General features: G+C 35.8%; 19 protein-coding genes and 1 pseudogene. 7 read left to right on the forward strand and 13 right to left on the reverse strand.

The window, feature by feature from the left end; translation table 11 throughout:
* The first annotated feature begins 69 nt into the window (after nucleotides 1-69).
* The 3 genes and pseudogenes from OZD70_RS06060 to OZD70_RS00750 all read left to right on the forward strand — a co-directional run bounded on the left by OZD70_RS06060 (nucleotide 70) and on the right by OZD70_RS00750 (nucleotide 5,539).
* Nucleotides 70-1,215: pseudogene (locus tag OZD70_RS06060) on the forward strand (IS3 family transposase).
* Between the two features lie 148 nt (nucleotides 1,216-1,363).
* Nucleotides 1,364-4,666 carry a carbamoyl-phosphate synthase large subunit gene (gene carB / locus OZD70_RS00745; RefSeq protein WP_275020217.1) on the forward strand — a complete coding sequence of 1,101 codons (3,303 nt, stop codon included), beginning with the start codon at nucleotides 1,364-1,366 and terminating at the stop codon, nucleotides 4,664-4,666.
* A gap of 105 nt (nucleotides 4,667-4,771) precedes the next feature.
* Nucleotides 4,772-5,539 carry a hypothetical protein gene (locus OZD70_RS00750; protein ID WP_275020219.1) on the forward strand — a complete coding sequence of 256 codons (768 nt, stop codon included), beginning with the start codon at nucleotides 4,772-4,774 and terminating at the stop codon, nucleotides 5,537-5,539.
* A 590-nt stretch (nucleotides 5,540-6,129) separates the two neighbouring features.
* Here OZD70_RS00750 and OZD70_RS00755 read toward each other — a convergent pair.
* From OZD70_RS00755 to truB, 10 genes are all read right to left on the reverse strand, one after another.
* Nucleotides 6,130-6,936 (reverse strand): SDR family oxidoreductase, encoded by an 807-nt coding sequence (locus tag OZD70_RS00755; protein ID WP_275020221.1) that lies wholly within the window; start codon nucleotides 6,934-6,936, stop codon nucleotides 6,130-6,132.
* A 5-nt stretch (nucleotides 6,937-6,941) separates the two neighbouring features.
* Nucleotides 6,942-7,586, reverse strand: coding sequence for an alpha/beta hydrolase (locus tag OZD70_RS00760; RefSeq protein WP_182184204.1), 645 nt, complete (start codon nucleotides 7,584-7,586; stop codon nucleotides 6,942-6,944).
* A 298-nt stretch (nucleotides 7,587-7,884) separates the two neighbouring features.
* Complete coding sequence (gene folD / locus OZD70_RS00765) at nucleotides 7,885-8,763, reverse strand: bifunctional methylenetetrahydrofolate dehydrogenase/methenyltetrahydrofolate cyclohydrolase FolD (RefSeq protein WP_275020223.1); 879 nt, start codon at nucleotides 8,761-8,763, stop codon at nucleotides 7,885-7,887.
* Nucleotides 8,747-9,403 (reverse strand): UbiX family flavin prenyltransferase, encoded by a 657-nt coding sequence (locus tag OZD70_RS00770; RefSeq protein ID WP_275020225.1) that lies wholly within the window; start codon nucleotides 9,401-9,403, stop codon nucleotides 8,747-8,749. The genes folD and OZD70_RS00770 overlap by 17 nt, the downstream gene beginning before the upstream one ends.
* On the reverse strand, nucleotides 9,396-9,662 hold the full coding sequence (locus OZD70_RS00775) for a DUF2312 domain-containing protein (protein WP_275020227.1): 267 nt from the start codon (nucleotides 9,660-9,662) through the stop codon (nucleotides 9,396-9,398). Before OZD70_RS00775 ends, OZD70_RS00770 begins: the two co-directional genes overlap by 8 nt.
* Before the next feature lie 13 nt (nucleotides 9,663-9,675).
* Nucleotides 9,676-10,959 (reverse strand): HlyC/CorC family transporter, encoded by a 1,284-nt coding sequence (locus OZD70_RS00780; RefSeq protein ID WP_182183259.1) that lies wholly within the window; start codon nucleotides 10,957-10,959, stop codon nucleotides 9,676-9,678.
* An 88-nt stretch (nucleotides 10,960-11,047) separates the two neighbouring features.
* Nucleotides 11,048-12,226: an aspartate aminotransferase family protein gene (locus OZD70_RS00785; RefSeq protein WP_275020228.1), complete on the reverse strand. Its 1,179-nt coding sequence runs from the start codon at nucleotides 12,224-12,226 to the stop codon at nucleotides 11,048-11,050.
* Nucleotides 12,227-12,801: 575 nt separating this feature from the next.
* Nucleotides 12,802-15,075, reverse strand: coding sequence for a polyribonucleotide nucleotidyltransferase (pnp, locus tag OZD70_RS00790; protein ID WP_275020230.1), 2,274 nt, complete (start codon nucleotides 15,073-15,075; stop codon nucleotides 12,802-12,804).
* Between the two features lie 14 nt (nucleotides 15,076-15,089).
* Entirely contained in the window at nucleotides 15,090-15,362 is a 273-nt protein-coding gene (gene rpsO, locus OZD70_RS00795; RefSeq protein ID WP_006279944.1) for a 30S ribosomal protein S15, read from the reverse strand.
* Between the two features lie 12 nt (nucleotides 15,363-15,374).
* On the reverse strand, nucleotides 15,375-16,313 hold the full coding sequence (gene truB, locus OZD70_RS00800) for a tRNA pseudouridine(55) synthase TruB (RefSeq protein ID WP_275020232.1): 939 nt from the start codon (nucleotides 16,311-16,313) through the stop codon (nucleotides 15,375-15,377).
* Nucleotides 16,314-16,457: 144 nt separating this feature from the next.
* Here truB and OZD70_RS00805 point away from each other — a divergent pair, with 144 nt between their 5' ends.
* Nucleotides 16,458-16,841: a hypothetical protein gene (locus OZD70_RS00805; RefSeq protein ID WP_182183265.1), complete on the forward strand. Its 384-nt coding sequence runs from the start codon at nucleotides 16,458-16,460 to the stop codon at nucleotides 16,839-16,841.
* A gap of 63 nt (nucleotides 16,842-16,904) precedes the next feature.
* On the opposite strand, the gene ribD is transcribed toward OZD70_RS00805, so the two are convergent.
* Nucleotides 16,905-18,113 carry a bifunctional diaminohydroxyphosphoribosylaminopyrimidine deaminase/5-amino-6-(5-phosphoribosylamino)uracil reductase RibD gene (gene ribD, locus OZD70_RS00810; protein WP_275020235.1) on the reverse strand — a complete coding sequence of 403 codons (1,209 nt, stop codon included), beginning with the start codon at nucleotides 18,111-18,113 and terminating at the stop codon, nucleotides 16,905-16,907.
* Nucleotides 18,113-19,312, reverse strand: a complete 1,200-nt coding sequence (locus OZD70_RS00815) for a deoxyguanosinetriphosphate triphosphohydrolase (RefSeq protein ID WP_275020237.1) — start codon at nucleotides 19,310-19,312, stop codon at nucleotides 18,113-18,115. Before OZD70_RS00815 ends, ribD begins: the two co-directional genes overlap by 1 nt.
* Before the next feature lie 47 nt (nucleotides 19,313-19,359).
* On the opposite strand from OZD70_RS00815, the gene OZD70_RS00820 reads away from it, so the two are divergent.
* On the forward strand, nucleotides 19,360-19,830 hold the full coding sequence (locus OZD70_RS00820; protein WP_275020239.1) for a HesB/IscA family protein: 471 nt from the start codon (nucleotides 19,360-19,362) through the stop codon (nucleotides 19,828-19,830).
* Between the two features lie 22 nt (nucleotides 19,831-19,852).
* Nucleotides 19,853-20,527 (forward strand): ABC transporter ATP-binding protein, encoded by a 675-nt coding sequence (locus tag OZD70_RS00825; RefSeq protein WP_275020241.1) that lies wholly within the window; start codon nucleotides 19,853-19,855, stop codon nucleotides 20,525-20,527.
* A 238-nt stretch (nucleotides 20,528-20,765) separates the two neighbouring features.
* On the opposite strand, the gene OZD70_RS00830 is transcribed toward OZD70_RS00825, so the two are convergent.
* Nucleotides 20,766-21,464: an alpha/beta hydrolase gene (locus tag OZD70_RS00830; protein WP_182183275.1), complete on the reverse strand. Its 699-nt coding sequence runs from the start codon at nucleotides 21,462-21,464 to the stop codon at nucleotides 20,766-20,768.
* Between the two features lie 155 nt (nucleotides 21,465-21,619).
* Between OZD70_RS00830 and OZD70_RS00835 the strand changes: the two genes are divergently transcribed.
* Complete coding sequence (locus tag OZD70_RS00835; protein ID WP_275020243.1) at nucleotides 21,620-22,756, forward strand: cysteine desulfurase family protein; 1,137 nt, start codon at nucleotides 21,620-21,622, stop codon at nucleotides 22,754-22,756.
* Nucleotides 22,757-23,048: the final 292 nt, after the last annotated feature.

A 23,048-nucleotide genomic window follows, 5' to 3' on the forward strand; every position in this document is an offset into this window, starting at 1 on the left:
CAGAAAAAGTAGAGAGGAAGTTAAGACGTTTTTGAAGTAAAATAGAACGTTTTTTCAAAGAGGTGTAATATGGGAAACAGAAGGGAATATACAATAGAGTTTAAATTGGAAGCAATAAAACTAGTAAGAGAAACAGGTCAACCGTCAGCAAAAATAGCAAGAGATTTAGGCATGAGTGGAGATTTATTAAGCAGATGGGTAAGAAAATATAATGAAAAAATGTCAGGAGTAGATGCATTTCCAGGCAAAGGAAAGTTAGCTACTTATGACAAAGAAAGGTTTGACTTAAAGAAAGAGTTAGCAAGAATAACTAGGGAAAGAGACATTTTAAAAAAAGCCCTGGGATATTTTGCCAGCCAAAAGGAGTAAAATATTCTTTTATAAAAGAGCATAGAAGCAGCTATAAAATACAGGAGTTATGTAGGTTTTTAAATGTATCTGCTTGTGGTTATTATAAATGGGTTGCTCAGGAGAAAAGCAATAAAGAATTAGCAAGAGAGGAGCTTCTAGCAGATATTCAAAAAATATATCAAGCATCACAATGCAGGTACGGAGCTCCTAAAATCCATGCTGAACTAAAAGCTTTAGGCAAAAATTATAACATCAAAACAGTGCAAGATGTAATGCAAAAAAATGGCATTTAAGCTAAGCTTAGAAGAAGATTCAAAACTAAAAAACAGCAAACAGACAGTAGGATTATAGCTCCAAATATCCTGGATCAAAATTTTACTACGGACCAGCCCAATAAGGTATGGGTAACTGATATTACTTATATAAAAACCAAAGAAGGCTGGCTATATTTGGCAGCAATAATTGACTTATATTCACGTATGGTAGTTAATGAGTAGTCCAATGGATAAACAATTAATTATAGATGCTTTATTTATGGCTGTTAATAAACGCAAACCCGCCAAAGATCTACTGTTTCATAGTGATCAAGGGTCACAATATACTTCTAAAAAGCACCAATTCTTATTAAATAGAAAAAATATTATCTCTAGCATGAGTCATAAGGGTTGTTGTTATGATAACTCACCTGCAGAAAGCTTTTTCAGCTCACTCAAAAGAGAGCTACTTATTGATCCTTCACAACACTCTGCTCAACAATCTAGAACTGCCATATTTGAATACATTGAAATTTTTTATAATAAACAACGACGTCATTCTACTATTAACTATTGCATCCCTGAACAATTTGATGCATCATTTTCATGACAAAAACGTCTTAACTTCCTCTCTACTTTTTCTGGGTAAGGTCATAATAGTCGTTAAGCCTAAAAGTAGTTGCTAATAGGTTTAATAAAAATTCACATATACAGGAAAGATTGGTAACATTATTTGAACAGAAATCGTTATTGTAATTATGCCAAAACGCACAGATATAGAATCTATATTAGTAATAGGAGCAGGCCCAATAGTTATAGGTCAGGCATGCGAGTTTGATTATTCCGGAACGCAAAGCTGTAAAGTATTAAAAAGTGAAGGTTATAAAGTCATTTTGGTTAACTCCAATCCTGCAACTATAATGACAGATCCTGAATTTTCTGATGCGACGTATATTGAGCCGGTGCTGCCTGAAATCATAGAGAAAATTATAATTAAGGAGAGGCCAGACGCAATATTACCAACAATGGGCGGGCAAACAGCACTTAATTGTGCAATAAAACTTGCAGATGATGGAGTGTTAGACAAATACAATGTAGAATTAGTAGGGGTAAATAGAGAAGCAATAAAAAAAGCAGAGGATAGAGAGTTATTCCGTCAGTCCATGGATAAAATAGGGCTAAAATACCCCAAAAGTATCATTATAAAAAATCAAGAACAAATAAGAAAGGCTTTGGATTATATTGGATTACCAGCAATCATCCGCTCGTCATTCACCCTTGGTGGTGCAGGTAGCGGCATAGCATACAATAAAGAGGAGTTTTTCAATATTGCAGAAAGTGCTCTCAAAATTTCGCCAATAAATGAAGTTCAGATAGATGAATCAATTATCGGCTGGAAAGAATATGAGATGGAAGTTATCCGTGATTGTAAAGATAACTGCATAATAGTCTGTTCGATAGAAAATATTGATCCAATGGGAGTACACACTGGGGATAGTATCACGGTTGCTCCTGCTTTGACTCTGCGTGATGTAGAATACCAACAGATGAGAAATGCATCTATAGCAGTGCTGAGAGAAATTGATGTTAGCGCCGGTGGTGCAAATGTGCAGTTTGCAGTGAATCCTAAAGAAGATGGAAGCCTCGTTGTGATTGAAATGAATCCAAGGGTTTCTCGCTCTTCTGCACTTGCTTCAAAAGCAACAGGTTATCCTATTGCAAAAGTTGTAACTAAACTTGCTATCGGCTATTCACTCGATGAGATACGTAATGATTGCGCTCCAGTTATACCTGCTGCATTTGAACCAGTGATTGATTATATCGTCACTAAAATTCCTCGTTTTGAATTTGAGAAGTTTAAGGGGACGAATTGTGAACTATCAACTTCCATGAAATCAGTGGGGGAAGTGATGTCTATAGGCCGCACTTTTAATGAGTCACTACAGAAAGCTTTCCGTTCACTTGAAACTGGTCTTACAGGGCTTGATGAAGTGTTTTCTGAAGACACAGATGTTAAATCTCAATTAGCAAAATTGCTGCCAAACAGATTACTGATTGCTGCTGACGCAATGCGTCATGGAATAAGCATAGAAGAAATAAATTCGATTACAGGATATGACTTATGGTTTTTGCAGAATATACAGCAAATTATATTAGCTGAACAAAAAATCAAGGAAAACGGCCTTCCTGAAACTGCATATGAAATGTTAGAGCTGAAAAAAATGGGGTTTTCAGATGCAAGATTGGCAAAATTAAGCAATAAGAAAGTAGAGCAAATTGAAGAAATAAGAAAAAAATTTGGCATTAAACAAGTTTATAAGCGTGTAGACACCTGTGCAGCTGAATTTGAATCGAGCACTGCTTATATGTATGGCTGTTATGAGGGTAACACAATGATGTCATTCCAGCGCGTGACCAGAGACAAGGAAGAATGTATCCCAGTGTCAGCTACTCGGATGACAGAGGGAATGGAGTGCGAAGCAGATGTTTCTGACCGAGAAAAGGTTGTCATTTTAGGAAGTGGTCCAAATCGCATTGGTCAAGGTATTGAGTTTGATTATGCATGCGTACATGCAGCTTCTGCTGCCAAAGAAATGGGGTATGAAACAATAATGATTAACTGTAATCCAGAAACCGTTTCAACTGATTATGATACCGCTGATCGTTTATATTTTGCCCCACTGATTGCAGAGGATGTGCTTGAAATACTAAGCAAAGAGCAAGAAAATGGCACACTGGTTGGTGTAATAGTTCAAATAGGTGGTCAAACACCTTTAAAGTTAGCCAAAATGCTTAACGAGAGAGGTTTCAAAATTCTGGGAACTTCGTTTGATTCTATTGACCTTGCAGAAGATCGCATGAGGTTTAAAAACCTTGCTTTGCAACTTAATTTAAAACAACCTGAAAGTTCTATCTGCCATTCAGTAGAAGAAGCGTTAACCAACGCAGAAAAGGTGGGGTTTCCACTAGTAGTCAGGCCATCATATGTCCTCGGCGGTCAGTCTATGTCAATTAGACATGATACTCAGAGCTTTAAAGAGTATGTCTTGAATCAAACCAAAATTTTTGAACACGGATCGCTTCTTCTTGATAAATTTTTAGTCAATGCAGTCGAGGTTGACGTTGATGCTGTGTGTGATGGGGAAAAAGTTTTCATTGCAGCGGTCATGGAGCATATTGAAGAAGCTGGTATCCACTCTGGCGATTCAACATGCTCAATACCGACAAATACATTGAGTGACGAAGTAATAAAAGAGATCGAGCTCCAAACTGAAAGAATAGCTCTTGCACTAGAAGTGAAAGGTCTGATAAACATTCAGTTTGCTGTTCAAGAGAGTGATGTATACATACTTGAAGTAAATTTACGAGCTAGTCGAACCGTTCCTTTTATTTCCAAGGTAATCAATATTCCTATTGCAAAGCTTGCCACTCAGGTTATTTTGGGTAAAATTTTGAATCAGGAAAACAAGCCTTTCAATCATTTTGCAGTTAAAGCTGCTGTTTTTCCATTTACCCGCTTTGCAGGAGTTGATACTTTACTTGGTCCTGAAATGAAATCAACAGGAGAAGTGATGGGAATTGACTCATCTTTCGAAGCTGCACTTGCAAAAGTGCACATGGCTGCAGGATACAAGTTACCAACAGAAGGAACAGCTCTGGTTTCAGTAAAAGATGATGATAAAGAGTATATATTGCCTGTTGCACGAATGTTGAAAGAACTGAGTTTTGAAATATATGCCACCAAAGGCACAGCTTCGTATCTGAACAATAACGGCATTGCTGCAAAAGCTGTAAATAAAGTGAGAGAAGGCAGACCCCACATAGTTGATATGCTCAAAGATGGAAAAATAAATCTAGTGATCAATACCTCAAAAGGTGTAAAGTCAGTCTCAGATAGCAAAGATATTCGCAGAACTGCTATTTTGCAAAATATAGCTTATAGCACCACAGCTTCTGGGAGTAAAGCGTTAGCGCTTGCAATTCAATATGTAAAGAATAGCAAATTGGAAGTGAAATCATTACAGCAGATACAAAACGTTTTAATATCAAAACTAAAATAATTCATTCCTCTATCTCGAAATCGTGGTAGAGGAATGTAAGTCAAATTTCTTTACTGACTTGCCTATGTATTATAGTATTTGTCAAAGAATTAATGGTTATATAACATGACTGATGGGATAAAAAAGCAACAAACAATAGATCAACAAAGTTTTGGAAGTAATATAAAAGATCCGATGGAGTTCTCTCGCAGTGATTTGTCAAACAAAACAGATGAACACGAAAGTGATAATCAACTACAGAACTCTAGTGATCATGATTCAGATGATAGTTCCGCTGATAGACGCCTTACTGAACCAAGTGATTGGGACTCAAATTCGAGCTGTAGTTCAGATTATTCTTATTTTTCGGAAGGTGGCTCACTTTTAATGGATCTAGAAATACCATTAACTGAAAATGAAGAGAAGCTGATTGATGAATTTTGTAAGGAGATGAAAAAGGTGGAAGAAGAAAATAACAAAGGGAGTGCTTTAAGGCTTGTTCGAGACATAACAAATAAATATTTAGGGAAAGGGATAAGACTAAATTCATGTTATGGTGATCGTTATAGAACTGTAACAAATTTGATGTTTGAAGAAATAATAGATGTTATCAATAATGAAGGCCTATGCCCTAGCAGTAAAGCACATGCACTGAGAGGTCAGGATGTTTCCTATGGCAATGAAGATCAAGATGATGACAACACGAATGAAGTACTGGAAGATAGTAATTTAGACATTATAAGAAGCACCATTAGGGATTTATTGTTAAAAGGTGGGAAAGTAGAAAGAGGTCTTTTCGATGGTGGTGAGCTAGGACATGTAACTTCTGATTTTGATTATGTCAATGATCTCTTTGCGGAATGTAAGAAAATTGAAAACGATCTAAAAATGTAGCATATGAAAGTATTGTAAACAAAAATGAGCAAGCTCAAAAGGACAAATTAGAATTAAAAGTAGAGATAGATAATGAGTGCTTTTGTATAAAATATCCACAAGATAGTACTGTTAAAGTTGCAAAAATCCTAAGCAATGAAAAGAATAAAAGTTTAAACTTAAGAGTTGGTATACTGCAAATTGGGAAAAGTATAGTAAGAATTGAAAGCTACAACGGAAAAAGAAATTATCTGGATGTTCTTAAGCAAGGTGTAATATTATCTTTTGATAGTGAAGCAGGAAAAATCAGTATTCATCTAAATCCTAAGAAAAATAGTAATGAAATAGAAGTAAAGATTGATAAGGAGAGTGAAGCAAGGCTTAACGAGTTAGAAGATGAAGATAAGGGAAAAAATTTAGGAGAAAACTGTCTTTTAGGAGGAAAAAGCGTTCTGGAAGCTGTACGAGATGGAAATTTTGAAAGAAATAGAAGTATTATACCAACTAGCGTAATTGAACAGCCAAATACTGCAACGAATACTCCACGATCTCACCTAGAGAACATTAGTCTGAGCGGACACAATTACAGAACTAAACAATAGGCCTATCTATCATTCTAATGTGATTTCAGTTTTTTTTACGTGCAAACTCTTTAATCCCACCTTGTAGTTAGGATAAATTAGAGAGACATTAAGATCTTTTTTAATTTTAACATTACTTACTTTTTTTGATCCTAAATAAAAACTCTGTGCATAATCTGGTAACTCAATTGGCTCTGGAGGACTAACATTGAGAAGTTTGGCTGCATACATTATCACTTCAGATTGTGTAGTGGGTGAATCATCTGCACAATTGTATATTTCACCAGGTTTTATGCTTTGCATAGAAGAAAATAGAATGTTCGATATATCTTCAACGTGAATACGAGAAAAAAAATGCCCTTCTTTTTTCACATTTTTTGCTTTGCCAAGCTGCAAGTCAATTAACACGTTCCTACCAGGACCGTATATTCCAGCTAAACGAAAAATATGTACAGGCAGTTTGCTATTCAGCCACTTCTTTTCAGATCTAAGGCGCTTTTTCCCTCTGATTTCTATAGGTTTTGTTTCAGATTCCTCATTCACCCAATTACCAGAGTAATCACCATAAACGCTAGTTGCAGACAAATAACCAAACCATTTAACATTTTGCAGGCAATCACCATATCTCTCTATAACATCATCACCATCTGGAGGAATAGAAATTAAAACGTGCGTTGCGCTTTTAAGCAGATCTTGACTAACTTTCTCATAATTAAAGAGGATTACATTTTGTATATTTTTACTTCTTGATGTGCCACTGACTTTCCAACCTAAGTTCAGCAGTTTTTTCGATAAAGATTTAGCCACATATCCATAACCAAAGCAAAACAAGTGCATGAAAATTAATTTTTAAAATTCTTCTTGATAAATTCTACTCCTAATTTTATCACCTCTTCATTAATAATATGCCCTAATCCATGAATTGGGTGCCCTTCAACATTTACCCCATTTTCTTTCAGAGCTTTAACCGCTAAGTCAAGAGACGAAAAAGGTACCACATCGTCAGCATCACCATGGACAACACATATGTTAGGTTTTGACTTGATCTCTGGTGCAGTTTTTGAAGGTGAAAGAAACCTACCAGAGTATGCAACAACTGATGCACATGATTGAGAGCGGGTGAGAGCTGTATGTATTGCAAGCATTGCTCCTTGAGAAAATCCAACTAAGGAAAGTTGCGTATCTTTTAAATTAAGCTCCTTTAATTTTGTATCAATGAAATGATTTACAATTGATGTAGCATTTTTTACTCCATTATATAGCGCTTCCTCACTACGATCTTCCAAGCTGAACCACTGATAACCATCACCTATTTCTCTTTCAAACGGAGCATTGGGTGCTACAAAATATGACTCGGGTAAAAACTTGCTCATAACTTTAGCAAGGTGAATGAAATTATCGCCACTTGAGCCCCAACCATGTAAAAAAATAATCAAATTTTTCTTATTTCCGCCTGCACAAATTTCTTGGCCTTTAAGTTCAATCATTTCTTTTCCTTTTGCATTTATATTTTTATTTAACACTAATTTTCAAATTTGTAAAAACATACTGTGATTGCTGTTGAATGATGGAGAGACATATTCCATTATTTTATACCTATAGCTAACTGAAAAAAGGTTACCCCAGAAGGGATAAAAAGGTATAAAATGGCTTTGGATAAGGTAGAATGATGATGATCCTAAATATTTAATAAACTTGACTACTGAGGAATCTCAAAAATCTCAATTTTTTATTAATTGTGAGATGTGGCACATTCTATCTTTATATAGCTTTCCTCTTCATACCTCAACTAATGAAATTAGAAGCATCAACTCCCTTCTGCAAGCAAGCAGCAATGACAGTGTTCATCATTAGAAATGCAATTGTCATTGGGCCAACGCCTCCGGGTACTGGGGTAATAGCTTTGGCTTTCCCTTTTATTCCCTCAAAGTCAACATCACCTACAAGCTCTCCTACATTAACACTATTTATGCCAACATCGATCACTATTGCCCCTTTCTTTATCCAGTCTGCTTGAACAAAATTTGGCTTTCCGACTGCTGCAACTACTATATCCGCTTTAGAGCAATATTCAGCTAAATCTTGACTCTGTGAGTGCAAGATGGTAGCAGTGCAATTTTCCTGCAGCAATAGGTGAAACATTGGCTTGCCCACGATATTTGACCTACCAATCACCACTGCGTTTTTACCGGAAAGGTTCTCTTCAATTGATTTAATTAAATGCAAAGAACCTTTAGGAGTGCAAGGTATAAGGCAGTTTTTTTCACCTTTCACTAATCTACCAACGTTTTCATCGTGGAAGCCATCTACATCTTTTTCAATACTTACTGCGCTAATTACTCTGCTTGCATTAATATGATTTGGTAAAGGCAACTGTACTAAAATGCCATGCACAGATCGATCTTCATTTAACTCATTGATTTTTTCAATCAATTCATCTTCTGAAATATTATTAGGCAAAACAATGGTCTCAGAACTTATGCCTATTGATTCTGCTTTTTTCTGTTTGTTGCGAACATAAACCTGACTTGCTGGATTGCTGCCCGCGAGAATTACTTTCAGGCAAGGAAAAATGTTATACTCTCTCTTTAAAATATCAATTTTTTGTGATAGCCTCTCACATAGGTCGTTTGCTGTTTTTTTACCATCAATAATAATTGTCACTTCCTTGCCACTCCTTAAAGTCAGGTAATTTGATATCAAATAAATCCAATACTTTGCCAACAGAATGATTAATAATATCATCCAACGATTTTGGTTTAATATAGAAAGCAGGCACTGGTGGAGCAATTATTGCTCCCATCTCCGTTAATTTTAACATATTTTGTAAATGCCCAAGATGTAATGGTGACTCTCGCACCATAAGAATTAATTTTCTTCTTTCTTTTAGCGTTACATCTGCAGCCCTTGTCAATAGATTGGAAGTAACACCTGATGCAATTTCAGACATTGTCTTCATAGAGCATGGTGCTACAATCATTCCTAAGGTTTTAAATGAGCCACTTGCTATTTTTTCTCCTATTTTTTCTTCAGAATAATAAAAATCTGCAAGTGATGTAATATCTTCAAGTTTTTCTTTAATCTCATGAGCTAGAGTTGTTTTTCCAGCACGACTGATCACTAAATGAGTTTCATAACCAAATTTGCAGCGCGTGACGCTGGAATCTATATTTCTTTTTCCCTGGATCCCAGTGTCAGCTACTTGGATAAGAGATCTATTAATATTTCTTAACGCTTCTAAGATGCGTACACCGTAAATAGAACCAGACGCTCCACTTATTCCAATTACAATTCTGCTATTCACTTAACTCTTCTTCGTAGTTCATTCCCAATGCACGTTTATAGGTATTAAGCAATATTTCCTGTTCCTCTCTGTCATCATCATCCATCTTCCTCAGCCTAATAATTTGTTTCATCACTTTTATATCCCAACCTTCATCTGCGGCTTTTGCATATACATCACGAATGTGATCTTGCACATCCCTCTTTTCTTGTTCAAGTTTTTCGATTCTCTCTATGTAACCCTTCAACTCTTCAGCCGTTATTTTTACTGTATCTTCCATGAAACTCCACTAATTAATTGCTGCTACTAGTATTACCAGTTTTTACTTGCACTTCAACAACAGTAATAATATTTTTATCTTTTTTTAAAATCTTAAAGCGAAAACCATACATGGAAAACTCCTCGCCTTCGTCAGGAATGCGCTCTATTTCATTCACAATCATACCTGCTAGAGTTGTAGCTTCTTCATCAGGGAGATCCCAGTGTAACTGCCTGTTAACGTCCCTAATAGTAGATTTTCCTTCTATGTGATACATATTGTCAGATATTTTCTTTATGAAATTCTCCGTGATCAAATCATGTTCATCCGAAATTTCTCCAACTATTTCTTCCAGTATATCTTCAAGAGTTACAATTCCTTGCAATGCTCCATATTCATCAACAACAAGTGCAAAGTGTTTCCTATTCTTACGGAAATTGTGAAGTTGTACACTAAGCGGCGTACTTTCCGGTATGAACCAAGGTTTTGACATAACTTGGGTAATGTCAACTTCTTCCGCTTTATTATTCTTTTCATGCAAGGCATTTATTAGACCCTTCACGTGAATTACACCGATAATATCATCTGGTTCTTTTTGCCATAAAGGTATCCTACTATGACTGCTAGTTAAAATTTCCCTTATTAACTCTTCTTTACTTCGATTTATATCAAGAGAAAATAAATTTCTTCTATGGGTCATAATTTGTGATATCTCTGTCTCAGCCAAATCAAATATGCTGCTTAGCATATCTAAATCCTGTTGTAACATAGTTCCTTCACTGCGGTGAAGGGTAATCATATTACGCATTGCATCCGCTGCAGATATTACTTCCTTATCTTTATGCAGCCCACATAATTTCAGGATGAGGTTAACAATAAATTGAATACCTAGCGTCAATGGAGAAAAAATCTTTACAAAAAACAATACAAAATAAGCAGAAAATGATGCAAATTTTTCAGGATTTTGAATAGCATAAGTTTTTGGCAGAACTTCGCAGAATAATAAAATACAAAATGTCATTATAATTGTTGATAGGAGAATGCCCTCATTTCCAAAAAGATTGATAAATATTGCTGTAAATAAAGCAGAGCAAGTAATATTAATAATTGTATTGCCGAGCAATACCGTTCCTATTGTTAATTCTTTCCTATTTAATAAGCGGTCTATTATCCTGGCTTTTTTGTTACCGTCTAATTTTAGCTTATTAACTCGAGAACGGCTAATTGAGGTTAAGCCTATTTCTGCTCCTGAGAACAAAAACGATAAAATTAACAAAATAAAAATTACTGATGATACTAAGACCAATAACCAATCCATTAAAGTATAATGTTACTGTGATAAAAAACAAAATTAATTTTACATATTATGAAAGGCCTTTGCAAGCCTGAACTTATATTGCCGAATTTTATATATCTTTAATCTTAAAAAATAAATCATAAAGCATATTACACGCCGCATTCACATGCTCATCCTCAATGATAAGTGATGGGGTTATCCTTACTACTTTGTTGTTTGAAACCCTAGTTATTATTAAACCTTTATCAAAAGATCGACTAATAACTTTATCAGCTACAGGAGTTGCTAGTTCTATTCCCATTAGTAACCCTTCTCCACGAACTTCTGAAATCATCTCAGGAAATTCTTTAGCTAAAGGCAACAGCTTTTCTTTTAAATATTTACTAACTCTTTTAACATGATCAAAAAAGCCTTCTTTTAGCATTATATCGAGTACCGCATTACCAACAGTCATGGCAAGTGGATTGCCACCATAGGTTGATCCATGAGTTCCTGGAGTGATTGCTTCTGCTATATAATCTTTTACTAAACATGCAGCTAGAGGAAAACCGTTACCCATAGCTTTTGCACAAGTTAGCATATCAGGTTCAATGCCGACATTTTGATAATAAAATAAAGAACCGATGCGTCCATATCCGCATTGCACTTCATCAAAGCACAAAATTATCCCTTGAGCTTTTGTTATTTTCCTTACTTTTTGAAGACATTCTACGTCTAGTGGATATACCCCACCTTCGCTTTGTATGGGCTCTAGAAACACAGCAGCTGTTTCATTATTGATTTTTTCTTCTAATGCTTTAATGTCATTTCTTGGCACTTTATCGAAACCAGAAAGAAGCGGAGCAAAACCTTCGCGTGATTTTTCACTGCCTCCAGCAGAAATTGCAGCAATACTGCGTCCATGAAACCCTCCTTCAATTGTAATAATACGATTACGTTTTGCTTGCCCTTTTGAATAAAAGTAACGGCGAATAAACTTGATTGCAGCTTCTGTTGCTTCAAGCCCACTTGAGCAGAAAAAAACTTTATCTGCAAAAGTAAAGGTTGTTAAACGTTCAGCAAGCCTTTCTTGCTCGGGAATAGTGAAAATGTTAGAGCAGTGCCATAGTGAGCTCAATTGCTCTTTCAGTTTGTCTGTAATGTATGGATGACAATGCCCTAAAGAAGTTGTAGAAATACCTGCAGCAAAATCTAAATATTTTTTACCATCTTTATCAAAAAGATATGCCCCTTCTCCCCTGACTATAGAAGTGTCAAGTCTATTATACGCATTAACAACATGATCCATTTTATAAGTATTGTGGTATTATCTGTATTATACCTGAAATGAATCCATTAACACAAAGCTTTTCCTTTAACCTCTTATGCTACCTCAACTAAAAATTTGGCTAATGCAAACCCTTTCTGTCATTCTCTAGCTAAAGTGACTTAGTTTTACCAACTATTCGCCACTTATTAGCATTGTATAGCTAACCCAAGAAAGGTTTCCCTATGTCATACCGCCCACAACTGTACGAACATTCATTTTTGAAGACAGCAAATGGTGTCATTCCAGTCTGGAACCAGAAATTTTGCTTATAACTGAGCAGATGAGCTAAAGGTAGTTGTCTTACCCTAAAACAAACGTTTTTAATTAAGTTGCATAGAACCAGTGTCTGGGCACTGCCCACTGGTGGCCCAAACTACAACGTTCGTATAGTTGTGTACGGTATCTCAGCCGCTAACACGTAGCGGAATGTTGGCAAACCTAAGATCTTTAGCTAATTAACACAAATTATTTCTATTATCTACCAATTTGAAAAAGCCTCTGGTCCAAGTAGTCAAGCTACTTGGATGACAAGAGGTAACGCAAGAAGTTTACTCTTAATAAAAGCCTGATGATGAATCATTATTACCAAATTTCGGCCTATTTCTGTTGCTGAAACCAGAACGAGGACGAGAAGGCCTCTTATGGTGACTTTCTCCAGGTTTCCTATCAAATGAATTATTGTAATAATTATCCCTGTCATTTGGCCCATCTTTCCTTTCCTCGTTGTAAAGCTCACCTTCAAAAAACTCTCCCGTCTCTTGATCAACTCGACGTCTTGACAACTTTGAACATCCACCTTTTTCGAAGTTAATTACTAGTGCTTTGAAAGTATCACCTTGTTTAAGTATGCTCTCTATAGAATCTATGTGTTCATTAGCTACTTCACTTATGTGCATTTTTCCTTTTCTGCCATTAAGAAATTCAAGCTCTACAATAGACTTCTCTATTTTTACAACTTTGACATCAACTATAGAACCTTGTTCTAGTTCTGTGATTGAATCAATCATCATACTCTTTGCAATTTCAGCTTCAGTGCCACTCGTGGCAAAAACAGAAACTTTACCATCATCTCCTATTTCAATTTTTGCATTACTTCTTTCACACACACTACGTATATTTTTTCCTTTAGCACCAATAGCTGCAGAAATTTTGTCTTTATCTATGTAAAATGATAACATCCTTGGTGCATGGTCTTTGACGTCATCACTGTGTTCTGAAATCACTGCATTCATTTTTTCTAAAATATGTAATCTTCCAGCTTTTGCCTGTTCTAAAGATTTTTCAACAATCTCAAAGCTTATACCAGAAATTTTCATGTCCATTTGTAACGCCGTAACCCCTTCACTAGTTCCTGCTACTTTAAAGTCCATATCACCAAGATAATCTTCATCACCCAATATATCGGAAAGTATTACATACTCGTGTTTATCTTGAATGAGACCCATAGCAATTCCAGCAACAGGGGCCTTTATTGGCACACCCGTATCCATTAAAGCAAGAGAAGTTCCACAAACTGTTGCCATAGAAGAAGAACCATCAGATTCCATAATTTCAGATACTGCTCTTATTGTATAAGGGAATTCAGATTTATCAGGTAAAACAGGATGAATTGCTTTCCAAGCAAGTTTGCCATGACCGATTTCTCTTCTTCCTGGTGCACGTGCAGCAGAAGTTTCTCCAACAGCAAATGAGGGGAAGTTATAATGCAACATGAAATGCTCACGTCTATCCCCTTCAATATCATCCACAATTTGCTCATCTTGAGTAGTGCCAAGAGCAGTAACAACCAGCGCCTGAGTATTGCCTCTTGTAAATAGTGCAGAACCGTGAGTTCTGGACAGAACATCAATTTCAACTTCTATCTGACGTATCTCATCATGCTTACGACCGTCTATCCTTATACCTTTCTTCCTAATTATTTTACGTACTAAAGATCTTTCAAAGTTTTTTACTGCATACATAATTAACTTTTCATCTTTTCCAGTCTCTTTAAGAGTATTCAATATATTCTCTCTGATCGCTTCTAGAGCTTGAACTCGCTCTTGTTTTACTGTTTGCGAATATGCTTTTTCAAAATCTTTACCGTATTTTTCGAGCTCTTGTGTTATATCTGATGTATCAACAGGAGCAAAGCTCTCAGGCTTATTGCCAACTGTATCAGCAAACTCTTTTATGAGCTTAATGACAGGTTTAAGGTGTACATGGCCAAATTTTATTGCATTAAGAACATTTTCTTCAGAGAGCTCTTTCACTTCTGACTCAACCATTAAAATCGAATTTTCATCACCAGACAAAAACAGATCCAAACTGCTTGCTTTCATCTCTTGAACAGAAGGGTTGAGTATATAGTTATTATTTTCATCACAACCAACTATCACTCCAGCTATAGTAAAGTGAAAAGGAGCACCAGAAATCGCAAGAGCTGCAACAGCACCAATCAATGCTGGCACTTCAGGAGGATTGACTGTATCATAAGTTAATAGATTACACACCACACTAACTTCATCATTAAATCCTTCTGGAAATAGTGGTCTTATACTTCTATCTATTACTCTTGAAATTAAAGTTTCTCTATCAGATGGCTTGCCTTCTCTCTTAAAAAAGCCGCCAGGGATCTTACCCATGGCATAGCTTTTTGCGATAAACTGTACATTTAAAGGTAGGAAATCAACGCTTTCTTCCTTCTTTTTACTTACAACAGTTACTAAAACAGAAGTATCACCGTAATTTACAACTACTGAACCATGAGCTTGGCGTGCTATTTTTCCTGTTTCTAAAGATAAGGCACGACCACCCCACTCTATAGATTTTTTTATAATTTTAAACATACTAAATTCCTCGATTATTTTCTAATGCCTAACTTCTCTATTAATTCCTGGTAGGCCTCATTGCCAAATTTACGCTTTATATAATTTAAGTGCTTGCGTCTTCTACCTATCAATATAAGTAAACCACGCTTAGAGTGATGGTCATGCTTGTGCACTTTAAAATGCTCAGTTAAGTTGCTGATCCTCTCAGTCAAAATTGCACATTGTACAAAAGATGAACCTGTATCATCTTCTTTAATTGCATATATATTTATCAAACTCTTTTTCTTTTCGGATGTTATCGACATCTAAACCTCATTTTAAATATTAAAAACACAAATAGGTTTCACACAACCATAAATAAAACTGCAGATTGCAATAGGTACACTACCCACTATCGTATAACAAATATCATAATTCTTTAAATTACGCAAGTTATTTAATACAATTTCCTGACCTTTTCTGATTTTCCCCGCATCTTCTGGGGAAATTTCAACTTTGAACATCGATCTTAAAGCCGATTCAATGGGAATGATGAAACTTTTTACATTACTCCCTGTACCTTCTATTACTCCAGTATCACCTTTTGTTATCGGAGAGTAAGTTATTGTGTTTCTTTCAGCGAGCTGTCCAATTGTCACCGATTCGTTTTCTCTAAAATCACCTACCATGGTTCTTCTTAATTTTGTAACATGTCCAAAGCAATTCAGTGCAATGCCAAGATCCCGGGCAATTGACCTCACATACACACCACTACCGCACATCATAGAAAAATCTGCACTATTATTTATGGTGTCCACAGATATCAATTTCAGTTCATGTATTTTGACTTGTCGGGGTTTTATATTTACCTTTTGCCCACTTCTTGCTAATTTATACGCCCTTGCTCCTTTGATTTTTATTGCTGAAAATTGAGGAGGAGTCTGCTTGATCTCACAAACAAAATTTTTAATTGCACAATTTATTTGATTATATTCGGGTTTTATATCGCTAGTTCTAATGATATCACCACCCAAATCATCCGTTGTTCTTTGTTCGCCCCATTTTATTGTAAAATCGTATGCCTTTAAGTCACAAGATAAATACGGTATAGTTTTTGTTGCCTCGCCAAGAGCAATTGGCAACACACCTGAAGCTAAAGGATCAAGTGTTCCCAGATGACCAGCTTTCTCAATTCCAAAGATCTTTTTAACTTGAGTTACAGCTTGTGCAGAACTAATTCCTATTGGTTTATCAAGATTCAGCCAACCATGTTTCATATGTTAATTATATACAATTGGTGACAGTTTAGAAAGCAGCTTGAAATATATACTTTAAATAATAATGTAAAAAATAGCTTGACTAACATGCATCTATTAACACACACTTAATCTTTTTATTAGCCTTATTATAAGGGGACTATTATGACTACAGATAAAGATCAAACTATATGGAAGTGGGAAAACACTGCACATATAACAAAAATGAGTATTGAAGGTTTAGTTGCAGTTGCATCTTTAGCGGGAGCAATAACAGCAATATTAATTGCTACTAAAGTAATTGCTGGCCCTGCATCTTTAGCACTTGTTGCTAGCCCTGCTGGAATTGCAGTTCTATTTATTGCAGCTATATATTCTGCTGCAGCAGCTTATGTTTCATATCAGCAAATGAATGCAATTGGTGAAAAAGGACCAGTTGGCGATAAAGGACCTGACGGTACAATTGATAAAGAAGTACTTAAAACTATGATACAAGAACCTGAAGTTATGCAAATATTTACAGATAAGTTCCAAGAAAAAACAGCATAATAAATTGTATAGGAGGTAGATTTTCTACCTCTTTCTTTTTCCTTTGATTTGAATATGTAAAGGTTAAGGTAATCTATTCCATATCTCAACTACATCCTCACTAAACTCTATTATCTCTGCTTTTTTGAACCGATAACATTCATTGATGGATTGAATCCCTAAATCTCCTACAAAAGGAGTGGCATCATTACCTAGAATTTTACCACTGCGGCATATTATCAACCTGTCGATTAAATTACACTTTAATAGTTCTGTGATTAATACTCTTCCACCTTCAACTAATAACCTTGTTATACCAACTTCTGAAACAAGTTTTGATGCCATGTCTTTTAGGCAGACTTTGCCGATAACATCAGGTTCCGATGTCATTCCAGCGCGTGACCAGTTTTCATTATGCAATTGCTTGAAGTTTTTTGGATCCCAGTTTCTGGGCACTGGGATGACAGGAGAAGGCGTTGGAATAACAGGAGGTTTGTGATTTGAATTGACTATCAAATAATTAATGTTTTTTATTTTTCTCTCTACTTCCTTATTTGTGATTACCCAAGTTATTACTTTATCTGCAGTCTTTGCAATATTATGCTCTTCCTGCAATTTTTCCTGGCTATCAATAATTAGCCTTATTGGCGATCTATTTTCAAGCCCTGGTAATCTGCAAGTTAAAAGTGGATCGTCATTAATGAGGGTATTGCTGCCAATCATAATTGCATCATATTTTGCTCTAAGCTCATGCACCCAATTTCTTGTATCCTCACTTGTTATCCATTTGCTATCGCCTGTAAATGTTGCGATTTTTCCGTCAAGAGTTGTTGCGATTTTGCAAGCTATAAATGGTCTATGTAATTCTTTAGTGGTTAAAAAACCGACATTCAGTTCTTCTGCCTCTTTTTGCATAATACCTTGCTCAACTTCAATTCCTGCTTCTTTCAGAGCTTTAATGCCTCCACCTAAAACTCTACTATCTGGGTCAATAGTTGCAATTACTACCCTTTTTACGCCAGCTTTTATGATTTTTGCAGTGCAAGGCCCTGTGACTCCGTGATGACAACATGGCTCAAGAGTGATATATATAGTTGCACCATGAGTTGAATCTTTAGTGTTTTGCAAAGCGATTACCTCTGCATGCGGACGTCCACCGATCCCTGTATATCCCTCACTAATAATTGTACCATCCTTTACAATAACACACCCAACAGCAGGATTTGGTGCAACATTTCCAAGACTTTTTTCTGCAAGCTTTAATGCAATTGACATGAAGTGATCATCTGTCATTAGAAAGAAGTCATTTCATAGGAGGTATCAAAAATTCTTCTGTGCTCGTGTATGGCAAATCTATCTGTCATACCTGAGATATAGTCACATATTATTACTGAACGCTGAGATTTACAAGCGAGTTTGCTCCACTCTGTGGGAAGTAATCCTGGATTTTCATAAAAACATTGAAAAAGTTCCTGTATTATGCGTTTTGCTTTGTTCATCGTTCTACTCAGTTTATAGCTTCTGTATATTTTCTCCATGTTGAATCTTTTCATTTCTTTTGTAGCATTCGCAACTTCTGGTGAAAATGTGACTAGCATTTTATTTAGACTTCTTACGTCTTCTACGCTTTTTATTTTGTGATCTTCAATATTTCTTTCAGTCTGAGAAACAACATCACTTATCATAGTTCCTATAGTTCCACTCAGTGATTCATGTATGAGTTTGTTCTGAGGCAATTCTGAATATCCGCTCCTTACGTCTTTAAACATTTTTCCAATTAAAGGGACATTCAGCAAATCTTCGATGGTTACTAAATTTGCTCTGAGTGCATCATCAAGATCGTGAACACTGTAAGCAATATCATCGGCAATTGAAGCAACTTGCGCTTCAATACTTGAAAATTCCTCAAGTTTTAGATCATATTTTTCATTATATTTTAATAACAGCTGATTATTTGTAGAAGACTCCGCATTTTGACCAAGCAAGGGACCGTTATGTTTTGCAACCCCTTCAACCACCTCCCAACTTAGATTCATACCATCAAAATCAGCATGTTTTTGTTCAAGATAAGTTAAAATCCTTATAGCTTGAACATTATGATCAAACTCATACTTCTCATTATCAAGATTCAAATCTTGAACTGATTTCTTTAGAGCATCTTCACCTGCATGACCAAATGGAGAATGACCAAGATCATGTGCGAGCGCTATGCATTCAGTGATATCCTCATTTAAGCTAAGTCTACGCGCAATGGACCTTGCAATTTGTGCAACTTCAAAGCTATGAGTAAGCCGAGTGCGATAGTAGTCGTGCTCATAATTGATAAAAACTTGTGTTTTGTACTCCAATTTCCTAAACGCATTAGAGTGAACAATGCGATCTCTATCACGCTGAAAGCAGCTGCGATTCTCATCTTCTGGCTCTTTGAAGTATCTCCCTTTTGTTTTGCTTGGAAAGCATGCATAATTTAATAGAAAATTATTGTTTGACATGTAAAATTTCTACTATAATAAATTATCAATAATAAACGGTGGTTACTATGTCAACAAATTACAACATCAACTTAACTGATAATGCACTAAAAAAAATCCACTCTCTTGCAGAGCAGGAAGGAGATAAGAGTTCCGTTTTGCGGGTTGCAGTTTCAGGTGGTGGATGTTCTGGCTTCAAATACAATTTTCTTATGGATCAAACGAATAAAAATCTATCTTTGGATGATGAAGATGATGATTATGATGATGAGTTTGATGACGAAGATGAAGATGATGACTATGAAGAAAGTGAGGACTATAGAAGCCACTCCAGTTTTAGCGAAAAAGGTAAAGATATAGTAATTAATGATGAAAATGGAAACCCTGTATTAATGGTTGATAATTGTTCAGCAAAATTTTTAAATAACTCAGTTATAGATTATACTGAGGATCTCAGTGGTTCTGGTTTTCAAATAAAGAATGCCTTTGCTAAGTCTCAATGTGGTTGTGGTAACAGTTTTTCGGTTTCCAAAATTTAGATGCCTTCTGGGTCTTTTAAACATGGATGATAATGTAGCTCTAGAACTAACTTCTGTAGATAAAAGCTTCAAGGATAATTCTGCTGTTGTAAAAGACATCAACCTAAGTGTCACAAGAGGGCAAGTAGTAGCGCTGATTGGCAATTCAGGTGCAGGAAAAACAACTATATTGCAAATCGCAGGCTTATTGGACAAGCCAACTTCAGGTATAGTTACGATAGATGGAATAAATTGCACACAAGCTAATAATAAGCATAAAACCCATGTAAGAAGAAATTTTCTTAGTTTTGTTTATCAATTTCACTATTTGTTACAAGAGTTATCGGTGTTGGAAAATATTATGCTTCCTCAACTCATTGCAGGAAAAAGCAAAGCTGAAGCAAAAAAAAATTCGCAAGCAATGTTGGGAAAATTTGGTCTGGAAAACAAAGCAAGTAGCATGGTATCTGAAGTTTCGGGTGGGGAAAGGCAGAGGATTGCAATTGCAAGAAGCATTATAAATTCTCCAAAGCTTTTACTTGCAGATGAGCCGACAGGAAATTTAGATCCAACAAATTCTTTTAACGTGTTTTTACTGCTACATTCATACGCAAAGGAAAATAACAGCTCTATGCTTATAGTAACGCACAATCATCTCCTTGCAGAAAAGGCAGACTGCATTTTCCAATTGAGAGATCGATCATTAGTGAAGTTGTGAATAGGAAAAATAGCACAATTTCTATGCCTTATACTTATCTAACCAATGATCATTAACAGAGTACAACTCGCATGAAACGCTTTCATTGCTTTTTATACACGGACTTTTTAACTTACGCTGTTTATTTAGGGAACACCCCGATAACATAAACACAGCTAAAACAAAAAATAATAGCTTTTTAAACATAACAAAACCTTTTCATTTATATTACTACACTCATTTCTCTTGTTTGTAAAGGTTAGGCATATTCTTTTACCCTTACCTCTTTTTTGACCTTTTGAGAAGAAATAGCTGCACTGTTTAAGCGCAGTTTTATATAACCATCTATGATTTGAGTCACTTCCTCTTCTTTATCCCTTAGAAAGTGATTAGTATCGTCTATTATATGGTATTTCATGTGATCACTTTTTACTGAATTTATTAACCTTTTTGCTAATTCTGTTACATCGCTTTCTTCTGAGATTGTATCGTTACTGCTTTGTATTACAAGCCCAGAAACTGGACAGGGAGAAAGAAAAGAAAAATCGTACTTAGTTACCGGAAGAGAAAGAGCAATAAAACCCACTATCTCAGGGCGACGCATTGTTAGCTGCATAGCCACCCATGCTCCAAAAGAAAAACCAGCGATCCAAATTGGAACGTTGCTAGGATTATGTTCCTGAAGCCAATCAATAGCTACCGCAGCATCAGTTAATTCTCCTATACCCTTATCAAAAGTTCCGGTAGATTTTCCCACACCACGAAAGTTAATTTTCAATGCAGAAAAATTGTTATCGATAAAAGACGTATATATACTATGTACAATTTTACTACCCATATTACCACCATATTGAGGGTGATGATGTAAAACCAGCACAACCGGCGCGTTGGCATCTTTGCTTTGGTGGTATTCACCTTCTATCTTTCTTGTTGCATTATTCAAAAAAACTTCTACCATGGTAACTCCTAACAAAAACCTGCTTGACAGGTATTGATGACATGAATTATTAATTATGTATTAATTTCGCTGTTTTTGCAATAAATTTTTTATCGTGTTAAAGCTAACGTACATAGTTATGGCTATAGTTGATGGTAAACTTATTTAAGTGACAGATGAGTCCATTCTCTTTAGAAAATAATGGTTGCATATATGCTGATTACAATGCAACTGCTCCAATTAGTGAAAATGTAAAAAAAAGTATATTTGAGGTCTTATTAAAACAAACGCTCAATCCATCATCACTACATAAAAGAGGACAAGAAGCGAGGAAGATTCTTCAGGATGCAAGAGATAACATACGTGATGCTATTGGTGTTCCAAGTGATAAAGAAATAGTTTTTACGTCTGGTGCGACTGAAGCGAATAACCTTGTTATGAGAGGAATAGCAGGCTATCTGCATGTAATTTCAGCTATAGAGCATCCTTCAATTCTTAATTCTGCATGTAATCCATATATAATACCCGTTAATCTGGAGGGCATTGTTGACTTTTTAGAGCTAGAAAAAATTCTAAGCGAACTTAAAGGAAACAAAGCAATAGTTTCAGTTATGATGGCAAATAATGAAACCGGAGTTATTCAGCCTGTTAAGGAAACAGCTAAAATAGCACACAAATTTGGAGCAGTTTGCCACACTGACACTGCTCAAAGTGTTGGGAAAATTAAAGTTAATATGGAAGATTTAGGAGTGGATTTACTCACTTTATCCGCCCATAAATTTGGCGGTGTAGCAGGCAATGGAGTTTTAATATTCAATAAAGAACTTGCGATAGAACCTATTATAATAGGTGGTGGACAAGAGAAGGGATTTCGTGGTGGTACGGAAAATATTGTTGCGATTGCAGGCCTTTCTGCTGCACTGCAAAATATTCCAGACCTTCTATCAAAAATGGATGAAGTAAAGGAGCTACGCGATCAATTAGAGTGTGAATTATTAAATCTTGCCAGTGATATAAGAATCTTCGGTAAAAATTCTAAGAGGCTGCCAAACACAAGTTTTATTTATATGCCAGGAGTAAAGAGTGATGTGCAGCTCATGCATTTTGACTTGAATCATATTGCAGTTAGTAATGGTTCTGCATGTTCTTCTGGAAAAGTTGAGCCTTCCCATGTTTTGCTTGCAATGGGGGCAACAAAAGAGCAAGCAGAGTGTTCAATTAGAATCAGTATAGGTCCAGAAACTAAACCACAAGACATAAAAAAAATAGTGAATTGTTGGTATAATATCTACAAGAAGAACACCTTGGTATAGATAATACGTGGTATCATGCAGGGAGCTATAAATTAGATGTAAAAACTTACTTGACAAACCTCGCCAGCCCCCTTATCATGATAGTGAAGGTATTCAGTTATCTTCATCTGTGCAGATTAAACAGCAAGAAAACAACGTAGTTGGCGTCTTGTTTTTAATTTTTTGCACTATGTGCACCTTATGTCTTCACAACATTCTGGGTTTTTACCTATATAAGCTGAAACGCGCTTATAAGTCGTTTAAGACAGTATAGTATGCCAATTTGCAGGATTAGAGAGTGACAACTAGCTAA

The sequence above is a fragment of the Wolbachia endosymbiont of Drosophila tsacasi genome (assembly GCF_028982115.1).
Taxonomy (GTDB): Bacteria; Pseudomonadota; Alphaproteobacteria; order Rickettsiales; family Anaplasmataceae; genus Wolbachia; species Wolbachia pipientis_B.

Bases quoted from the DNA above. Each gene is read 5' to 3' on its own strand.
- OZD70_RS00820 (WP_275020239.1), top strand. From the start codon at position 19,360: ATGTCAACAAATTACAACATCAACTTAACTGATAATGCACTAAAAAAA.
- OZD70_RS00755 (WP_275020221.1), bottom strand. From the start codon at position 6,936: ATGCACTTGTTTTGCTTTGGTTATGGATATGTGGCTAAATCTTTATCG.
- OZD70_RS00750 (WP_275020219.1), top strand. From the start codon at position 4,772: ATGACTGATGGGATAAAAAAGCAACAAACAATAGATCAACAAAGTTTT.
- truB (WP_275020232.1), bottom strand. From the start codon at position 16,313: ATGAAACATGGTTGGCTGAATCTTGATAAACCAATAGGAATTAGTTCT.
- OZD70_RS00775 (WP_275020227.1), bottom strand. From the start codon at position 9,662: ATGGAAGATACAGTAAAAATAACGGCTGAAGAGTTGAAGGGTTACATA.
- ribD (WP_275020235.1), bottom strand. From the start codon at position 18,113: ATGACAGATGATCACTTCATGTCAATTGCATTAAAGCTTGCAGAAAAA.
- OZD70_RS00815 (WP_275020237.1), bottom strand. From the start codon at position 19,312: ATGTCAAACAATAATTTTCTATTAAATTATGCATGCTTTCCAAGCAAA.
- carB (WP_275020217.1), top strand. From the start codon at position 1,364: ATGCCAAAACGCACAGATATAGAATCTATATTAGTAATAGGAGCAGGC.
- OZD70_RS00805 (WP_182183265.1), top strand. From the start codon at position 16,458: ATGACTACAGATAAAGATCAAACTATATGGAAGTGGGAAAACACTGCA.
- rpsO (WP_006279944.1), bottom strand. From the start codon at position 15,362: ATGTCGATAACATCCGAAAAGAAAAAGAGTTTGATAAATATATATGCA.
- OZD70_RS00760 (WP_182184204.1), bottom strand. From the start codon at position 7,586: ATGATTGAACTTAAAGGCCAAGAAATTTGTGCAGGCGGAAATAAGAAA.
- pnp (WP_275020230.1), bottom strand. From the start codon at position 15,075: ATGTTTAAAATTATAAAAAAATCTATAGAGTGGGGTGGTCGTGCCTTA.
- OZD70_RS00825 (WP_275020241.1), top strand. From the start codon at position 19,853: ATGGATGATAATGTAGCTCTAGAACTAACTTCTGTAGATAAAAGCTTC.
- OZD70_RS00830 (WP_182183275.1), bottom strand. From the start codon at position 21,464: ATGGTAGAAGTTTTTTTGAATAATGCAACAAGAAAGATAGAAGGTGAA.
- OZD70_RS00785 (WP_275020228.1), bottom strand. From the start codon at position 12,226: ATGGATCATGTTGTTAATGCGTATAATAGACTTGACACTTCTATAGTC.
- OZD70_RS00780 (WP_182183259.1), bottom strand. From the start codon at position 10,959: ATGGATTGGTTATTGGTCTTAGTATCATCAGTAATTTTTATTTTGTTA.
- OZD70_RS00835 (WP_275020243.1), top strand. From the start codon at position 21,620: ATGAGTCCATTCTCTTTAGAAAATAATGGTTGCATATATGCTGATTAC.